This window comes from Paenibacillus sp. ov031 (assembly GCF_900143165.1).
GTDB classification, from domain to species: domain Bacteria; phylum Bacillota; class Bacilli; order Paenibacillales; family Paenibacillaceae; genus Paenibacillus; species Paenibacillus marchantiae.
The window spans coordinates 418399-435822 of sequence record NZ_FRDO01000003.1; the positions used below are offsets into that span (position 1 = coordinate 418399).

General features: G+C 40.7%; 16 protein-coding genes and 3 pseudogenes. 3 read left to right on the top strand and 16 right to left on the bottom strand.

All coding sequences use genetic code 11. The features are described 5' to 3' along the window. Positions 1-2: 2 nt before the first annotated feature. The 3 genes from BUA17_RS15775 to BUA17_RS15785 form a co-directional block, all read right to left on the bottom strand. Positions 3-938: a carbohydrate ABC transporter permease gene (locus tag BUA17_RS15775; protein ID WP_072734217.1), complete on the bottom strand. Its 936-nt coding sequence runs from the start codon at positions 936-938 to the stop codon at positions 3-5. A 72-nt stretch (positions 939-1010) separates the two neighbouring features. Then, positions 1011-2312, bottom strand: coding sequence for an ABC transporter substrate-binding protein (locus BUA17_RS15780; RefSeq protein ID WP_072734218.1), 1302 nt, complete (start codon positions 2310-2312; stop codon positions 1011-1013). Positions 2313-2723: 411 nt separating this feature from the next. Continuing rightward, the gene (locus BUA17_RS15785; protein ID WP_072734219.1) at positions 2724-3848 is read right to left on the bottom strand and encodes a GntR family transcriptional regulator; all 1125 of its coding nucleotides are present in this window, start codon (positions 3846-3848) and stop codon (positions 2724-2726) included. 57 nt (positions 3849-3905) lie between these two features. Between BUA17_RS15785 and BUA17_RS31700 the strand changes: the two are divergent. Beyond that, a pseudogene (locus BUA17_RS31700) lies at positions 3906-4083 on the top strand (transposase); the annotation flags it as partial. 85 nt (positions 4084-4168) lie between these two features. Here BUA17_RS31700 and BUA17_RS15790 read toward each other — a convergent pair. The 12 genes from BUA17_RS15790 to BUA17_RS15845 form a co-directional block, all read right to left on the bottom strand. Next, positions 4169-5440 (bottom strand): Gfo/Idh/MocA family protein, encoded by a 1272-nt coding sequence (locus tag BUA17_RS15790; protein WP_072734220.1) that lies wholly within the window; start codon positions 5438-5440, stop codon positions 4169-4171. A gap of 43 nt (positions 5441-5483) precedes the next feature. Then, entirely contained in the window at positions 5484-7109 is a 1626-nt protein-coding gene (locus tag BUA17_RS15795; protein ID WP_072734221.1) for a type 2 periplasmic-binding domain-containing protein, read from the bottom strand. Between the two features lie 41 nt (positions 7110-7150). Continuing rightward, a complete protein-coding gene (locus tag BUA17_RS15800; protein WP_064639811.1) occupies positions 7151-8035 on the bottom strand; it encodes a carbohydrate ABC transporter permease in 885 nt (294 codons plus the stop codon). A 15-nt stretch (positions 8036-8050) separates the two neighbouring features. Continuing rightward, positions 8051-9013: an ABC transporter permease gene (locus BUA17_RS15805; RefSeq protein WP_083584731.1), complete on the bottom strand. Its 963-nt coding sequence runs from the start codon at positions 9011-9013 to the stop codon at positions 8051-8053. A 628-nt stretch (positions 9014-9641) separates the two neighbouring features. Further along, positions 9642-10694 (bottom strand): LacI family DNA-binding transcriptional regulator, encoded by a 1053-nt coding sequence (locus BUA17_RS15810; RefSeq protein ID WP_072734222.1) that lies wholly within the window; start codon positions 10692-10694, stop codon positions 9642-9644. 534 nt (positions 10695-11228) lie between these two features. Continuing rightward, positions 11229-11525: an aspartyl protease family protein gene (locus BUA17_RS15815; RefSeq protein WP_348537079.1), complete on the bottom strand. Its 297-nt coding sequence runs from the start codon at positions 11523-11525 to the stop codon at positions 11229-11231. Continuing rightward, entirely contained in the window at positions 11516-11746 is a 231-nt protein-coding gene (locus BUA17_RS15820; RefSeq protein ID WP_063563999.1) for a hypothetical protein, read from the bottom strand. Before BUA17_RS15820 ends, BUA17_RS15815 begins: the two co-directional genes overlap by 10 nt. A 158-nt stretch (positions 11747-11904) precedes the next feature. Further along, entirely contained in the window at positions 11905-12549 is a 645-nt protein-coding gene (locus tag BUA17_RS15825; protein WP_063563998.1) for a DUF3885 domain-containing protein, read from the bottom strand. Positions 12550-12605: 56 nt separating this feature from the next. Continuing rightward, on the bottom strand, positions 12606-13013 hold the full coding sequence (locus tag BUA17_RS15830) for a hypothetical protein (protein ID WP_139295670.1): 408 nt from the start codon (positions 13011-13013) through the stop codon (positions 12606-12608). Between the two features lie 208 nt (positions 13014-13221). Then, positions 13222-13989: a nucleotidyltransferase domain-containing protein gene (locus tag BUA17_RS15835; RefSeq protein ID WP_072734223.1), complete on the bottom strand. Its 768-nt coding sequence runs from the start codon at positions 13987-13989 to the stop codon at positions 13222-13224. Between the two features lie 131 nt (positions 13990-14120). Next, a complete protein-coding gene (locus BUA17_RS15840) occupies positions 14121-14504 on the bottom strand; it encodes a nuclear transport factor 2 family protein (protein WP_072734224.1) in 384 nt (127 codons plus the stop codon). 123 nt (positions 14505-14627) lie between these two features. Further along, positions 14628-15182 carry a GNAT family N-acetyltransferase gene (locus BUA17_RS15845; protein ID WP_072734225.1) on the bottom strand — a complete coding sequence of 185 codons (555 nt, stop codon included), beginning with the start codon at positions 15180-15182 and terminating at the stop codon, positions 14628-14630. Between the two features lie 622 nt (positions 15183-15804). On the opposite strand from BUA17_RS15845, the gene BUA17_RS15850 reads away from it, so the two are divergent. Beyond that, complete coding sequence (locus BUA17_RS15850) at positions 15805-16512, top strand: CAP domain-containing protein (RefSeq protein ID WP_072734226.1); 708 nt, start codon at positions 15805-15807, stop codon at positions 16510-16512. A gap of 183 nt (positions 16513-16695) precedes the next feature. On the opposite strand, the pseudogene BUA17_RS31980 reads toward BUA17_RS15850, so the two are convergent. After that, positions 16696-16920: pseudogene (locus tag BUA17_RS31980) on the bottom strand (IS30 family transposase); the annotation flags it as partial. A gap of 195 nt (positions 16921-17115) precedes the next feature. Here BUA17_RS31980 and BUA17_RS31710 point away from each other — a divergent pair. Next, positions 17116-17298 (top strand): annotated as a pseudogene (locus BUA17_RS31710) (hypothetical protein); the annotation flags it as partial. Positions 17299-17424 lie beyond the last annotated feature (126 nt).

The following is a 17424-nucleotide window of genomic DNA, read 5'->3' on the forward strand; positions in this document are numbered from 1 at the left end:
CCTTATTTCCCTTGATAATGAACCCAGCGTTTAGACGTAATAAAAATAATTCCGGTTAATGCCATAACGATAATAAATAAGATCCAGGCCATTGCGGAGGCATAACCCATTTTGAAATACCTGAATCCATTCTCATATAAATACATGACGTAAAAAGTCATGGAATTTGCAGGAGTTCCTTGCCCTTTGGTCAACGTATAGGGAAGAGTAAACTGTTGAAATGCACCGATCATTCCCATGACAAGGTTGTAGAAAATAACGGGAGTGAGCAAAGGCAGGGTTACCTTTCTCGTTTTCTGAAACCAGTTAGCTCCATCGATTTGTGCTGCTTCATAGTACTCATCAGGGATATCTCCTAATCCAGCAAGGTAGATGACAACAGCTTGCCCAATACCCCAAAGCGACATCAAGATGAGCGAAGGCTTTGACCACGACTCACCACCAAGCCAAGAAGGCCCATCGATACCGATATTCGCTAACATCCCGTTCACCAATCCAAAGTTTGGATGTAACAACCACATCCACAGAACAGCCAATGCCACTTGTGGAACAAGTGTAGGCAAGAAAAAGATCGTTCTGAATATAGCCATCCCCTTGACCTTCATATTCAACATCATAGCGAGTGCCACACCGAAAAATATACTTAATGGAACAAAAAATACGGTGAAATAAAGCGTGTTGTATATGGATTTCCAAAACAGAGGATCATGGAAAAGATCTTTATAATTACTCATTCCGACAAATTCACCAGGCTGCAGAATGCTGTAAGTAGTGAAGCTGAAGTAGATGGACATTAGCATCGGAATTGCATAAAAGCATAGCAGCCCTATAGCCCAAGGTGAAGCAAACAGCCACCCAATCACGTTAGTTCTGTGGAGTGCTCGTTTCCTTGCCGATGGAATTGCGTTTACTTGAACTGAATCGGCCAGTTTCGCCATTTGCATTCTCCTTCCAATTGTCATTCATTAATAGGCAAGGAGAGAGAGTTCTCTCCCTGCCTACCAAGCACCCTATTTGTCGTATTTTTCTAAAGCCTTATTAATAGTCTCTGTTACTCTATCCAGGTTCTCTTTCGGAGTACCGTTACCGCGGGTAGCCTTTTCCGTAGCGGAAGCTAACTCATTCCACAACAGCTGTCCTTCAGGAATAACCGGGCGGTTGTGTGAATTGGGCAAAATATTAATAAATTCCTTCATAATCGGATCGTCCTTGTAACCGTACTTGTCGTTAACCGAATCGATAACGGAAATTTGAGAGTCAGCGTTTAATAACGTTTGCCCCTCTTCTTTCCCTAAGAATTCGAGGAATTTCCAAGCAGCAGCGACGTTCTTGGCGCCTTTAGGGATAATAGCGGACCCGCCTCCCGACCATGTCGTAAAATTAGCACCTGTTGGGGTCGGTATTGGTGCAACACCGTAATTTAAATCCGGCTTAAATTTTTCGATACCCTTCACCGTAAAGTTTCCACTTATCTTCATGCTGACTTGACCGGAAATGAACGGATCCATTTCCTCCGTGCCAGCTGCGCTTGTGAATCCGGCAATATCCTCGACATTGTATTTTTTGCCAAAGTCGGTCATCCATTGTAGGGCTTCAACGACTTTAGGATCATTTGCGGTAATTTTGCCAGTGGCAGCGTCCTGGAATTCTCCTCCAAATGCCCATCCCCAAGTATACAGCCATCCTTGCGAATACCATGGGATGAACCCGATCCGTTTGAAACGTTTACCTTCCTTGATGGTTAACTTTTCGGCGGCAGCTTCAAGCTCGGCGATCGTTTGTGGTGGTTTGTTGGGATCCAGCCCTACTTCTTTGAAATGATCCTTATTGTAAAATAACAGGCGAGAGTCCGTATCCATCGGCATTGCATAAAGCTTTCCTTGATAACTGGACTCCTCCCAAGCAAATGGATAATACATTTCCTTAAGAATTCCAGATTCTGCTGCCATCGAGGATAAGTCAGTCAGAGAATCTTGCGCAGCCCAAGTACCGACCTTAAAACGGTCGAAAAGTGCAACGTCAGGAGGATTGCCGCCAGCGACTGCAGTCAGCAGCTTCTGATCGGATCCCTCACTGGATTCTGTATAAACCAATTTCATTTTGATGGTAGGGTTTTTCTCTTCAAATGCCTTCACGACTTTATTCAAATTATCTAAATCAATGGAGGTAAGACCATGCCACATCGTAACCGTTGTATTCCCCTCTCCGGCCTGATCACTTGAGTCTCCCTTCGTTGAGCAAGCGGTTACAAGTAGTGACATAGCCAGAAAGTAAACAAGAATTGGAAATGCGAATTTTTTGGATCTCCTCATTCAAAGTCCCCCTTAAGTTAAATTAATTAGTTTAACTTGAATTCCTATAGAATCCACTCCATTTTCTGATCAATCCACATTTTATGTAAGCGCTAACAAGACTGGTGATATGAACTATTAAAATCAAAAAATGATGAACAAAGTGAATTTGTTATAAGAATCCTACTGGCTATACTAATTATACTCAGTATATTAATATGACATCACGAAGCATGTCAATTGCAATATTACGACATACTTCACAGAAGACAGACCGCCTCTAGAAGAAGTTTTTCTTGCGATATCAGGTCAGGAAAGTCCATGCTTCAAAGTTTTATTTCTGATATCAAAAAAGGTGCCGATAAGCCCCCGGGGACTTTTCGACACCTTGAACAATATGCTTGCTTTTGTTGAGCTGCGCTTGTATTAACCCTACCTGTTATTTTTCACGACCATACGATGTTCAATGATGTTCAGCTCGGGAACTGCTGTTCCATGCAACTGAGAGATTAGCATATCCACTGCCAATTCACCCATCTGATTCTCATCCTGCTTAATATGTGTGAAGATGGGTTGACCCAAGTGATCGTTCAGGGAGTCGAAACAAACAATCTCGAATTCCTCCAAAGATTTCCCCATGGAGTGGATGACTTGAGCCAGCATGGTAGCTATTAGAAATTCCGACGCGACAAACGCCTTTACATCAGGGTGTTGTTTTAAAAAATGCTTTACTGTTTCTTTATCACTATTAATCGCTGTCCCGTTTATGTTCATAGGAAGGGTGCCCTTCAAGTTCGTTAATACATAATCTTTGTTCAAGTTCATTCCTTCTTGAGTGAAGGCAAACGTATATCCGAGCAGCCTTTCCTCCAATGTTGAAGTGTTCTCTTCCGGCGGAGATAAAAAGGCAATTTTTTTATGACCTTTGCTAATCAGATGACGCGTAAGATCCATGGCTGCTTTCTTATTGTCTGTGTATACCGAACAAACCGGAATTCCTTTTAGATATCTATCGACCAAAACGATTGGAAACCGATCTAATACAAGTCGAAGCAGCTCCGAATTATAGTGTTGACCATGAATGGGGGTCACGATTAATCCTTTGATGCCCAAACCAATAAATAAGTCGATCGCGCGTTTTTCCTCATCCCGATCCCCGCAAGTTCGTTTAATAATGAGTTGATAATTATGCTCAGCACTCCGCTTTTCCATCGATCTAAGAAGTTGTAGGCCAAACTCGTCAGAAAAATTCGGTATAATAAAACCGATCAACCGCTTATCATCCTCAGGCACCAAGGTCGTTTTTACCTCTGAATAGTGCTTCGGTTCTTGTCCTCCAATTATACCATCGGCCACATATGAACCTTTTCCTTGTATCCGTTTAATAACCCCAGAATCTGCCAATTTCTCCAAAGCCTTTTTAGATGTAATACGACTGACGCCAAATTTTTCAGCCAACTCTTTTTCAGAAGAGACTCGGTCTCCTTCTTTTAATCGACCTTCTTTAATCTCTTGTACAATAGAGACATATATCTGCTCGTATAAATGCAATTCCACAAAACCACCCTGACATCATAATATTAGTATACTAAGTATATTACACAAGAAGTAATTCGCAAAGTCACTCAGCTTACCGGCGAACTTCTGTGGCATGGCGTTTTCCAAGTCTATTGTGTCAGACCTCTCCTTACAGTTAGCCCCCCTGGTAGGGTCATGGAATAACTGGCCCTAAGTCGACAGCCGATTCCCGTTTATCTTAGTGGATGTGATGGTATTGAAGGTCCGTGAAGAAAACTCTCGAATTCCAAACGAACAAAAAAAGCCGTCCCTCAAAATATATTCATACCTTGAGGGGCAGCTTATCGATACACTGCTGATTATTTAGATAGCTCTTCCTTCACCATAAGCTGACGGGCATATTCATTCAGATCGATAGACTCGCCCCCGTTCAGCCGCGACTTTTCAGCTGCGAATGCGATCAGATGGCTCCGGACGGAAGCCGCAGCCGATGTCAGGCTTTCCTGACCGTTATAGTGACGCACCTCATTCAGAAAATTCCTCACAATGCCGCTATCTCCCCCACCATGGCCACTGGTTTGAGAAGGGATTGTGATTTCTGTTTTTTGATGTGTCAAAAAGTCGTACACCGTAATTTGATCTTCCTCACCACGAAGTTCTCCTTTCGTCCCCATGATCTGGATTCTACGTTCCTGCTCAAATGTAAAGCCGCACATACTGAACATGGCCGTAGCTCCTCCTTCAAATTCCATATTCACAACCTGATGATCTACCACATTATTGTCACTCCGGTATACACACCGGCCGTAATCGGTATCACGCAAGCCCTCTATGATATTCGGCTTTGTCAGCTCCTGTGTAAAATGTCCTGCCCAACCCCTGAATTGGTCACTCAAATAAAATCTTGGTGCAGAATACGCACAGGTTGGTTCTACAGCACAATCCAAGCATCGGTCAGCGGAACCTTCCGGTGCATTGCCTTCATGAAAATGTTTAAGAGATCCGAACGAACTGACCTTAAGGCAAGGCTGATCCACGAGCCAGGATAATACGTCCATATCATGGCATGACTTGGACAGGATCATCGGGCTGGATGTGTTGGAATTGTTCCAATTTCCCCGCACGAAGCTGTGGGCAATATGCCAGTAACCCACATTCTCATTCAACTGAATGGAGACAATTTCTCCGATACGCCCTTCTTGTATCACCTTCTTGATTGTATTCCAGAACGGTGTGTACCGCAGCACATGGCAGATCGTCAGCAGCCGGTCATTATCTCTGGCCGCTTGTTCCATCTCAAGACATTCCTTCGGATCAGGAGACATCGGCTTCTCCAGCATAACATGATACTTCTTATCTAAAGCCTGCATCGTTGGGCCATAATGCATTCTGTCCTGTGTACAAATAACCGCAATATCAGCCAGCTTAGGTTCAGCCAACAGGGGCTCCCAAGTCTCATAACAGTGTTCCGGCGGAATCCCGTGCTTCTCAGCAAATCTTGCTCTTCTCACTGGATCGGCTTCGGCAACCGCAATGAAGGTAAGCTCATGCGGATAATCAAGTGCATAGGGTGCATAGCCACCCGCTCCCCTCGCACCTGCTCCAATCAGGACTGCTTTCAGTTGACTCATATTTGTTCACTCCTTTATGATCTGAAATCTACGGATGAACCTTCTAATCCGCTTGGGTATAACGGTCTGCTGCTGATTGATAGATGGCTACATATCGTTCTACGCCCATCTTTTGGAGAGCTGCCACATACTGATCCCAATTGTCAAAGGATTCATTTCCAGTAATGAATTTGTCACGCATTTCATCTACATACGTTTCAATATCTGTCTGGAAAGTGGTCAGATCCCGCTGCTCTTCCTGCGTGAAATTAAATGGAGGCCATATTTGATCTTGTGGTAAGATGTGAGACTCTGCTTTTTTCGCATTATCCACCGAAGTTGGCAGACCTTCAGCACCCTTGAAGTATTTCTGCTTCACAAAACCAGGGTAGTATCCACCCGGCCAGATCAGGTATTGACCTACCGCCTGGTCCAGATTAAGGCCATCCGGGTTGTTTTTAATATTATCGACATAATCTACGTTACCGTCTGCGTCTTCTTTATACGTCTCATCTTTCCAGCCCATGAAGAACGTTTTGATGCCCTCATCGCTGTAGAAATAATCCATCCAGCGGATCATCGCCTCTGGGTTTTGGGCTTTATCTGTCAGTACGAACATCCCGATATTACCGAGTGGAGAACCATAGGCGTTGTATGTCTGATCGCCATGAGGACCCTTCAGTACTGGCATGCCAACATAACCTTGCTGATTGTATATCGCAACCGGATCGACATTATCAACGACTCCGATCAGGCCTTCCATACCTTTAGCATCCACTTCCGTACTCTTAACAGATACAATATCCTGCTCGAGCAATCCGTCCTTGTAGAGCTTATTCACGAATTGTAGCAGCTCCTTGTACTGGGGATCGGTTGGAATAAAGCGTACTTTATCCGTCTGAGGATCTGTATCAATGTTAATGTTGGAGGTTCCATGATTATTCAACCCAAATGAACCTCTCAGGTAGTTCACCACACCAGCCGTCCCCACACCGCCCCAGGCTATCTCGTCCTTCTGCCCGTTGCCGTTCGGGTCCTTTTCTTTAAAAGCTTTCAACATAGTATAGAAGTCATCTAATGTCTGCGGTTCCTGCATACCTAATTTATCAAGCCACTCTTGCTTCACCCAAGGTGTCCCGTACAGAACCGACTTGAATTCCGGATCATACAAGGTTGGCAGCCCATATATGTTACCATCCGGCATCGTAATCCCTTTGCCAATAACCGGATACTTCTTCATTAGTGCCTTAAAGTTAGGCGCGTATTGGTCGATCAGATCATTCAGAGGAATGAATGCACCTTGCTTGCCGTATTTCAGCAGATCCGATCTGGAAAACGCCGAGGCGTAGAACAGCTCTGGGTAAGCGCCGCCTGCCAGCAGGAGATTGCGTTTTTCCTTCAAATTATCCTTCTGCACCGTATCCCACTGGATATGAACATTGGACATCTTCTCATACTCTTTCCAGAGTCTAAGATCGTTCCAGTCTGCATTGGCAAAAAACTTTCCGGCAAATCCGCTTACTGTAATGGTGTCATTTACGATCGGAAATCCGCTCGCATTGACTTTGCCATTGGCAGCTCCTTTATCCTTGCTACTTCCCGAATCAGCATCCTTAGAATTGCACCCGGCCAGCATCGAAACGGACATCATACAAACCAGAGCGATACTCCCCCACTTTTTGAGTGTCATTCTTATTCCTCCCTTTGTCCCATCGTTATCCATACAAGGAATCATCCTTTAATGGCACCAATCATTACGCCTTTAACAAAATATCTTTGCAGGAAAGGATAAAGCAGGAGCACCGGTATATTGGCAACGACGAGTACAGCATATTTGATGCCCTCCACTTCCCTTTGCTGCTTAATTGCAGACTCGGTTGACATTTTGACCATATCGTTCGTCTGCCCTTGAATCAGAATTTCCCGCAAAATGAGTTGAAGTGGAAACTTGTCCTTGTCTGACAGATACAACATTGCGTTAAAGAAGGAGTTCCAGTGCCCAACAGCATAGAACAGAATCGTCACCGCTATTATGGGCATGGATAATGGCAGGATAATCCGGGTTAACGTTTGAATATTAGAGCAGCCATCAATCGTCGCCGCCTCATGCAACTCATTTGGAATCGATTGCTGGAAGAATGTCCGCATAATGATGATGTTCCAGATCGAAACGGCATTCGGAATGATCATGACCCAAAATGTGTTTAACATGCCAAGGTTTTTGATTAACATATAGGTTGGAATTAATCCGCCACTGAAGAACATCGTGAAAACAAACAGGGCCATGATAGCATTGCGGCCTATAAAATCCTTTCGGGATAGCGGATATGCCGCCAGAATCGTCATGACGAGATTAATCAGCGTCCCCACTGACGTATAAATCAGTGTATTGGTATAACCTCTGAGGATATCTTTGTTCTGAAAAATCTTCTCGTAAGAATGGAAATTGATCCCCTTAGGCCATAGGAACATTTCACCACGCAGGACGGCCTGCGGATCGCTGAACGAAGCACTTAACACAAAAACAAGCGGGTAGATAACAATGAGCGTAATTATAATTAACAAAAAATGGTTAATTATATTAAAAATACGATCTCCTCTAGATTCAACAAGCATGCATCAGCAACTCCCTTACCATAGGCTCGTTTCACTCATTCGTTTTGAGATCTGGTTAACAGTAACTAATAAGATGAAATTGATTATGGAGTTAAACAGACCAATCGCCGCCGAGAAGCTGTATTCAGCATCTTGTATCCCACTCCGGTAAACGTAGGTAGAGATAATGTCCGAGGTTTCTAAATTCAGTGTGTTCTGCATCAGCAGGACTTTCTCGAAACCAATACCCATGATGCTTCCGATGTTTAAAATGAACAAAATGATAATTGTCGGCATAATACTCGGTATATTAATATGCCATATACGCTGCAACCGGGTTGCCCCATCCACACGCGCTGCTTCATGAAGCTGAGAGTCCACGCCGGCTAATGCCGCCAAATAAATAATCGAGCTCCAGCCCATGGTCTGCCATACATCCGACATCACAAACAAGGTCTTGAACCAGGAAGGCTCAGACAAGAAATTAATGGGATTACCGCCAAACATACCAATGAAGTGATTAATGATTCCGTATCGCGGCGATAAAAACATCATCATCATGCCTACGACCACGACAGTTGATAGGAAGTGCGGCGCATAGGTAATGGTCTGAACAAATTTTTTAAACTTTTCCGCCCTTACCTCATTCATCAGAAGCGCCAAAATGATAGGGACTGGAAAACCTACTGCCAAGCTGTACAACCCAAGTCCAAGCGTATTTTTAATTAATCTCCAGAAGAAATAACTGTGAAAAAAACGTTCAAAATGTTCAAAACCGACCCAGGGGCTTCCCCAGATTCCCTTCGTTGCAATGAAATCCTTAAACGCGATTTGAATGCCATACATCGGCAAGTACTGAAAGACAATGTAATAAGCAACAACTGGTGAGATTAACAAATAAAGCTGCCAATTTCGTAAAATCGGGTTCCACTTTTGACGTCTTCTTCTCTTCTTTTCATGTACTGCATTCATTGCAGGTTGTACAGTTGTATTGGCCATGAACATCCCCCCTGGAATCGTCACTACAATTCTGCCTGGCAAAATGTCTTTGTGTTAAACCACCAGCGTCCTTACGCTGCTCGAAGCAGTTCCCACCTTTCTTTTTTTGATTTCTGATCTTCTTTGATTTCTGAGATTTGATTTAAAGTACTTATATGTTAGAAGTTATTACACAAAGTGAGTGGATAACGTTAATAAATGAGTTAATTATCTAACGCAAGGGGATTTGTTTTTTTGGATATATATTTGGATATATATTTGGTGCTAGTTTGGAATATATTATATGTAAATGGGAAGGTATCAGTTTGGATAATAGGTTATAAGAGTTTTAGAGGTTTCTTGTATATTTTATATAAACATTGATTTAAAGGGGATAAAAGCGCAATCATTAATTTGGTTTAACATATAATCTTAGTTTCTGGCTAAATCCAAAAACACAAAAAATAACGCCAAACGCTTAATTTCATACATCATAATATAGCCCATGGACGATTGTCAAACATTTTTTTGGTTTTATTTGGATTACTTTTGGCTAAGAAAACAAGAAAAAACCCACGCGGATGCATTCCTCGTAGGTTTTATATGACAGTCATCTGTATTCATATGTAATATAATATCACACAACTAACTAGTCATTTGTATGATTTGTACGATCATAAACAGATGATTCCCTCACAATAAGGGTGCTGGGCAACAAAACTTTATGGAGAGATGAATAACGTCCTTCCAGATAATCGTTAATTAATTGTGCTGCTACTTTGCCGATTTCATATTTTGGAACTTGTACGGACGTCAGAGGTGGTGTCGTATACTGCGCCATAGAGATATTATCCATGCCCACGAATGCGATATCTTGAGGAATACGACCATTTTGTTCAACAACTGCCCGCATCGCAGGAATAGCGAGCATATCACTTGCACAAAAAATGGCCGTCGGCCAATCAGACTTGGGCGTCTCGGTCAGGAGATCCGTCAGTTTGCTGTAGCTGAGATTCACATTCCAGTTGGTGTTGATAATCCAATGTTCATTCAGATTCAGGTTTGCTTCCAGCATGGCAAATTTATAACCGACATACCTTTCTTCGCTCTCTATTTGTTCCGAATATGCGGGGCCACCAATAAACCCAATCCGGGTATGGCCTTGCTCGATCAAATGACGGACTGCTGTGCGAGCAGAAAATATTCGGTCACAGTCAACGACCGGTACAGTAAGCCTTTCATCATTGAGACTCACACCCAGTACAGTGATATTCTCTTGCTCAAGCAGCTCAAACAATTTTTCATCGTACCAGCTGATTGCGACTATACCTTGAGTACCCGTTTCCTGAAGCATCATTTTTATCCGTTCGGTGTCACTAAGTTCTTCGCAAGTGCGGACAATGGCTGGAGGCAGCCCCAGTTCCGTCATTTTAACGTGAAAACCTGTCAGTACCTGTGAAAAGTACGGATGGTCATCCATCAAAATCTGTGGCACGATACAGGCTATCCGTTTGGCTGAGGTAATCTCTTTGCCAATGGATTTGGAGGATTCATCCAAATTGTATCCCAACTCAAGAGCAGCTTCCCTAATTTTTCGCTTTGTCCCTTCATTGACCGGTCGATTGGTATCATTGCTGATCGCACGCGAAACCGTTGATATGGATACGCCTACACGTTCTGCGATATCTTTTAATTTTGGCATTACAGCACCTCCCCTTGCTCTCTTTATTTGGAGCCAAAATTCATGTTTAGCAATGATCATATCATAATATTGTAATATTTTGGCGTCAATTAAACAAGCTGCGATACGAGTTCTGTTATACTATCAACACTTCCCCCGAGACTGCCCTTTTTCCCTTAATTCCTAGATGGCCGAGCGATTTGATGAATTCCTCGCCGTCCACTCAATGCCAATCGGACAGCAGAGATGGTTTAGGGGATGATCCATACATTCAATTTAGGTTCCCACTGTCTGACTGTAATCTGGTGAATACGCTGAATATATATAAGGTTGAATGGGATGCGAATGATTGTAGAAGCCTTCTTTCATGCTGCCATCCCTGTTTGCTTTAACATCAGCCATATCTCCAAAAGAGCTTAATTCAACTGTTGAAAAGCGGACAGGCTCTAGAACAAAAAACCTAACAAAAATTGTTAGGTGAACTTCACTTGTATATGTATCTTTTTATCTGATGCTCATTATAAATAGGACTCGTTCATTGATAAAATTTTATTTTCAATTATGTAATTCTAATGTTTTCAGATCAATAATAAAATTTTGTTGTTTCAGAATATCCAATCCGAGAAGCCCTTTATGTTCTTTAGGCAATATGCCTACATCTATTTCTATATTCTGAATGCTGTTTGTTCCTATTTCAATCCTGTCCATGACTTTGGTGTAGAAAGGAATACTTCCTCCAATCCCGTATGCTTCATATATTGAATCTCCGGTTTCATAGGTCACACCGATTTCCTCTAGTACATCAGGACTAATGATCGTATGTGAAGAGCCTGTATCTATAATTACATTAATGGATCTCTGCGGAGGTTGATCACAAAGTCTTGATTCGAAGTATGATACACGATGTTACCAGGCTCTACTTGAAAAAACTCTTTATTCGCATCTTGTTCGGATACGGTACGAATTGGTGCAACTTCATCTACTATTTTTTTGTTGTCTTCCTCATGATAATGAATGATAGAAACCAAAACAAACTGGTCAGGGAACAGTTCTCTAACTTCTTGCCACTTCATGTGTTCTACCTCCTGTTATTGAGTTAGTTCTACTTTCTGTAATTTTAACATATATCGCGATTGCATATAACTTTCTTGGATTTCATGACAACTGACTTAGACTGATTTGTTTACTGAAATGACTTACCACAATCACCCACGTAGACTAATACTTCGCACTATCCCAGAAATACGTTGTTAATACGTTCTCGATCATAATCTAGAATCCAATCGTTATATTCTTTATAGATATCCGTTAGCGCTTCTCTTGATGGTGAAATAACATCGCAACCTCTATCATCATAGATATGAAATATCGTTTTCTTACTTATATTAATGAAATACACCCTATGATAGATCGTTGGCTTAATGCCAACATCATGATTACATATAGCTTTGATTAACTGACGATATTTCAAGTCTTCAATTCTACATTTAGTCCAGTACCTATACATGTTGTTCCTTGGATCTGGGGTTTCATCCGGTTCACAATCCAAATCTGGAAGTATCTCAAGTCTCAAGGCTCTAATCGGCTCTTTCTTCTTGATATATTTCCTGTATAGGTTCAACTTCTTCACTTTGTGTTTAGGCTTATCTGCAAAATAAACTTGAGTTATTAATAGGACTTCATCTTCTTGATCATGAAGAGCCTTAAATAATTCAAGCGATCGATGATAAACTCGTTCCAAGTAATGCTCCTTATTTATTCCAAACATCAGAGGATTGCCAAGTTCGAATCGTATTGCAACATCCCAATTATAGAAAAGAGGCGGTTCTAAGGTCAGGTTTGGGAAATGCTCTGCCAGGTACGTCTTTAGGTCCATTCTGTGGCCTCCATTTCAAACCTTGTTTGAATCATTTCATTGCACTCTACAAACTGTTATTTTTCTTTATAGTCATTTGCTGCCTCTTTAATTTCTTCATTTTTAGAATTAATTCCCAATTCAATTCCCCAATCTAGTAATTTTGGAATTGCCTCTGAAAGTAGCTCTAACAACCTACGATACTCCCATTCATCGTCAAGACAAATTGCTGTTTTAGCTACATTAGGAAGATGTTCTATTAGCCAATCAGAAGGAATTGTTTTAATCTTTTTCCTCGCTATTTCAATTGGGTGGGTATTTTGTGGCTGGCAAGCCCATTCAATAAGGATAGTGAGTATTTTTATTCCAAGCCGCGTAGGGATACGTTCAATATCTTCTAGTCTAGTTGATATATTGGGAGATATTTGATTAATTTCATAATCTATTTTCAGTTCTTGCCATGATGCCATACCATTATTCATCATCCTTCCCTCCTAATACATTCATACTCAATTGGAACTAGATCTCCGGAATTTCACTTAACGTTTTGTATTGACGACGTCCTGGCCCCTTAGAGTCGCTGCTTATAGTTGTGAGGCTTGCCGAACACCTAGTGCAGTGACGTCTCGACGGGCTTAGGGGGCTAAATGTGGTCATTCGCTTCTCAGAGTGATCCGGATCGTCAATATTTTGTTATTCGAAGGAAGCTCTGGAAGCAGCCATTGCATTTAAAGCGTTCTCAAAATAGCTATATACTTCATCTGCAATTCCCAAAAACTCTTCAACAAGTACATTACTATCCAAGTAACAAGCATACAGATAATCAACTAAAGCGGAGTCAATATCACAATAGTCTAATATGGCATTCTTCATCTTAATAAAGTCATCTTGCCATACGCCTGTTTCTTCTAAAACCAAAGAGTATAATGCACGAATTAATCTCTTAGAGTAACCTTTAATATATCTAGTTTTCATTGTGTTATCACTAGCACTAGAAAGTAAACGATGTATACGATCTACTTCCTCCTTGGTCTCTGTATTTAAGTCTAATATGAACTCAGGAGAAATAACTATCGGAGGTACTTTTTCACCAATGTCATCACCATATAGGCAAACACAAATGATCTTAACCCAAAAACCCCACTCATTTGGTTTACTTAATACATCGTCAATCGAACAAATGGTCGTATCAATCTTAGTTAACACTGGATATTTTTCCAAAAGCCTGTCTTTAATATTTGACAATCTTTCGTAATCAACATCTTTGGGATTTACACATACAATAGTAAAGTCTGCATCTGACTTAAAAGGTTTAGCAGTTCCTTTGGGAATCGAGCCACACATATAAATGCTATGAATCTTACCTTTAAATTCGCTAAGTATAAGATCTACATACTTATCAACAAAATCCTTATATTCATTTTGTATTACAATTCTATTTATAACTTTTTCTAATATCATATAGACTCCTCCTAAAATAAGAACTTCTTTCGACTAACGTTGTGTATTCATGACACTTGGCGTATGCCCGATGCGGTGAATATATTGTTATCTGATTTCAGGGTAATCTATGAATAACTTTCAATACTGTTTCAACTATGATCTTCAATCAGTATTAACTTCTTATCTTTCATTTGAAATATTGATTTCCCTTGAAGTTTTAATGTTTCTCCTGCCTTCATTCCATTAGGGAGATCACTGGACAATATTCCCTCATAATCAATGTCAACCTCTGCTTTATCTCCTGCGAAAATAATGTTCTTTATTACTTGACGCCTTTGAGAAAATACCTGAATTGACTGCTCTGCTAATGTGCGAAATTCCTGAATCCCCTTTGTTTCCGAATTCACTTCACCTTTAGAAACGTTTCGAAAATAAATATTTTCATTCAAAACTCCTATCATTCCATCAATGTTAAACGTGTTATATGCGCTCAGGTATTTTTCAATAAGATCTTTTAAATTTGAGTTCTCCAAGTCGAATCACACTCCTAGATTTTGATATTACATATTTGTCCTGATTTTAGATAACGTTGCTGTATTCACGAATCTGAGAGGCTCAAAGGAACGTAGCGACTGGGTCCGTCAGGACCTAGCCTCTCAGTGGTTGTCGCCTGAGTCCGCTTCCGTTCTACTGAATTTCGCTAAAACCTCATCAATGTTATCCCATTCATAAATTAATTCATTTAGAACTTTTCCTCCAATTATTATTTGAATTGATTTACATAATTTAGCTCCATAATGTTCATAGAAATATCGTGTCTTATTATCTTCTAGAACTTTAACAAATATCTTTTGATAGCCTAAGAATTTAAATTGTAGAAATAGTTGTTTAAGTAATCCTTTCCCTAAACCTCTTCCGTGATATTCCTTAAGTATGTATATAGATGTTAAATCACTAGAATTGGCTACTATATTTGTTTCTCTCTTCCAAGAATCTGCAAATCCAATAATTTCTCCTTCTGGGTTTTCTGCTATAACTACAAAATTATCTTCTCTTTCAATATTTTCGATCCATAATTCAGTTCTTTTTTTATATGATAGATTATATAAGAATTCATCTGGAATAATACCTTTGTAAGTTGTTCTCCAACTATCCACATGAACTTTTGCAATGCCTTCTGCATCATTCATCGTTGCTTTTCTTATTTGCATAATAACCACCTCATAAGATTAGTTAAAACGATATTTCAAGCACTTAGCCATAACTGTATATAATGAGTAGCATTATACAGTTCCTATCTTGTAATTTATTTACGATGATTTCTCATAACTTTCTTGTATTCACGAAACGCCCCGGCCTTAGATAGCTCTTATCTTAGGCTGGGGCGTTTGTTGACTGATATTTCTTCCATCATTATACATCTGTCAATCAAGGGACGATAGCCCTACAGCTTGAATACTGTGTTAAACGCAGTTGCTGACTTCATCGAATGATCAAATATTTGCTTTCAGTTTGTTTTATATGATGCAGCATATGGTTTATATTCTATAAAATTGTCTATTAGTTTGAAATAGATTCTCCCAATTATCCATCGAAATACTCCAATCATCAGGAATCCCATTGAACTAGATAACATTCATCCCGTGATGCATTTATGACCCGATATGGCCTTCTTTATCCATAACCATTCGCAACACGCTTTCCTCGAGACACAAAAAAAGACAAGGCTATCTAAATGGTATCGATCATAAAAAAGTACTGGATAAGTAAATGGCATACAGGAAAACATAAATCCGGGAACTTCATTAACTAACGGATTTAGGAGGTCGGCAAATGGCAAAGTTTTTCGTTTTAATAATATTATTATTGGTGGCAGGCTGTTCGTCCCATAACAATATGATGCAAAAACAAGTGACTCCTGAGCAAAAACAAATTTCAACTCATGATCATGCTGCTGCACCAAACTCTGTCCTCACACAGGCATCATCAACCGCTACATCTTGGCAAGAGAGATCTATTACAACAAAAGAAGCCCAAAATGGAATTCCATTGGATTTGTTGGATCTGGTTCGAACACCGGATGGAAATCCAGTAAACCAGGCACCTGCAGGAAATCCTGAAAATAAGGAGCCAACAGGACAAGTACAGGAAGGTAAAAAAAATACTACGGATAAAACCGATTTTGAGCAGCAGGTTCTGGATCTAGTCAATCAAGAAAGGGCCAAAACAGGATTAAGTTCCTTGAGTAGGAATGAAGAATTGTCAAATGTGGCTATGGTCAAGGCACAGGACATGTACAACAACAGTTACTTTGATCATAATTCGCCAACACATGGATCCCCCTTCGATATGATGAAGGAATTCGGAATCACATATAATACCGCTGGAGAAAACATCGCAAAAGGGCAAACCACCCCTACTCAGGTTATGAAGGAGTGGATGAATAGCCCTGGCCACAAAGCAAATATACTGAATAATAGTTATACTCATATCGGTATTGCTTATTATAACAACACATGGGTTCAGGAATTTACTGGGTAGCGCCTTTCATCTCCCAACAATAAAGTATCAAAAACCCGCAATTTATGTCGGGTTTTTGATACTTACAGATCCTGCATACGCCACCAGTTTTTTTTGTTTCCTCGAACCGGATTTAATTGTAAATTTTATCCATCTTTATCTTATTTGCATTAATTTCACCCACCATTTTTATGTGATAGATTGTCAAACCAAGTGCGACAGTTCCTCTGTGAAAGATTCGTGGGCGGTTTTCCAGCCCAGACATTTCCGAGGGCGATGGTTGATTAAATGAAGCGAACGATCCAATGCTGCATCTAATATTTGAGTAAAGTCTGTGCCCTTGGGAAAAAACTCACAAAGTAAGCCGTTTGCATCCTAATTTGAACCTCGTTGCCAGGAAGAGAAAGGGTCGGCAAAATAGATCTGTACGTCGTGCGTTTCCTCCAAGTTCGCGTAGCAGACAAATTCCTTGTCACGGTCTGTTGTAGCAGTTTGAAAAGCTATAGCAAGATACTGAGCAGCGGCTACACCAAAGGCAATCTCCATCGATAGATTTGAATCACGGTGTACAGGCGTGTTTTCCGTTCAATGAAGGTTGCTAAATTGTCGATGTAGGATTTCTAGCTTGCTGCGGAGCTTCTGGAATGTCATACGGAATACAATCAGCTTTCTGCGGAGACAGATCAATACTTTAAAACACTTCGTGATGCTTTGCCCGATCAATCCATCTTAGAAAGAAGTATCTACTTACAAGGTTTCAAAGACGCTTTACAACTCTTTAGTGAATTGCAAAACTCTAACATTTAAAGGATCATATGATCCTCTTTTCTATTGTTTTTGATTCTGTCGTATAACATCTAATTTATGTACTTCGTAAATACCACACATCCTGCATGATATGTGAACTACGTATATGATAACCTATGGTGTATT

Excerpts from the sequence above, each read along its gene's own strand:
- BUA17_RS15775 (WP_072734217.1), bottom strand. The coding sequence starts at position 938 with ATGGCGAAACTGGCCGATTCAGTTCAAGTAAACGCAATTCCATCGGCA.
- BUA17_RS15780 (WP_072734218.1), bottom strand. The coding sequence starts at position 2,312 with ATGAGGAGATCCAAAAAATTCGCATTTCCAATTCTTGTTTACTTTCTG.
- BUA17_RS15790 (WP_072734220.1), bottom strand. The coding sequence starts at position 5,440 with ATGAGTCAACTGAAAGCAGTCCTGATTGGAGCAGGTGCGAGGGGAGCG.
- BUA17_RS15795 (WP_072734221.1), bottom strand. The coding sequence starts at position 7,109 with ATGACACTCAAAAAGTGGGGGAGTATCGCTCTGGTTTGTATGATGTCC.
- BUA17_RS15800 (WP_064639811.1), bottom strand. The coding sequence starts at position 8,035 with ATGCTTGTTGAATCTAGAGGAGATCGTATTTTTAATATAATTAACCAT.
- BUA17_RS15805 (WP_083584731.1), bottom strand. The coding sequence starts at position 9,013 with ATGGCCAATACAACTGTACAACCTGCAATGAATGCAGTACATGAAAAG.
- BUA17_RS15810 (WP_072734222.1), bottom strand. The coding sequence starts at position 10,694 with ATGCCAAAATTAAAAGATATCGCAGAACGTGTAGGCGTATCCATATCA.
- BUA17_RS15820 (WP_063563999.1), bottom strand. The coding sequence starts at position 11,746 with ATGAAGTGGCAAGAAGTTAGAGAACTGTTCCCTGACCAGTTTGTTTTG.
- BUA17_RS15825 (WP_063563998.1), bottom strand. The coding sequence starts at position 12,549 with ATGGACCTAAAGACGTACCTGGCAGAGCATTTCCCAAACCTGACCTTA.
- BUA17_RS15830 (WP_139295670.1), bottom strand. The coding sequence starts at position 13,013 with ATGATGAATAATGGTATGGCATCATGGCAAGAACTGAAAATAGATTAT.
- BUA17_RS15835 (WP_072734223.1), bottom strand. The coding sequence starts at position 13,989 with ATGATATTAGAAAAAGTTATAAATAGAATTGTAATACAAAATGAATAT.
- BUA17_RS15845 (WP_072734225.1), bottom strand. The coding sequence starts at position 15,182 with ATGCAAATAAGAAAAGCAACGATGAATGATGCAGAAGGCATTGCAAAA.
- BUA17_RS15850 (WP_072734226.1), top strand. The coding sequence starts at position 15,805 with ATGGCAAAGTTTTTCGTTTTAATAATATTATTATTGGTGGCAGGCTGT.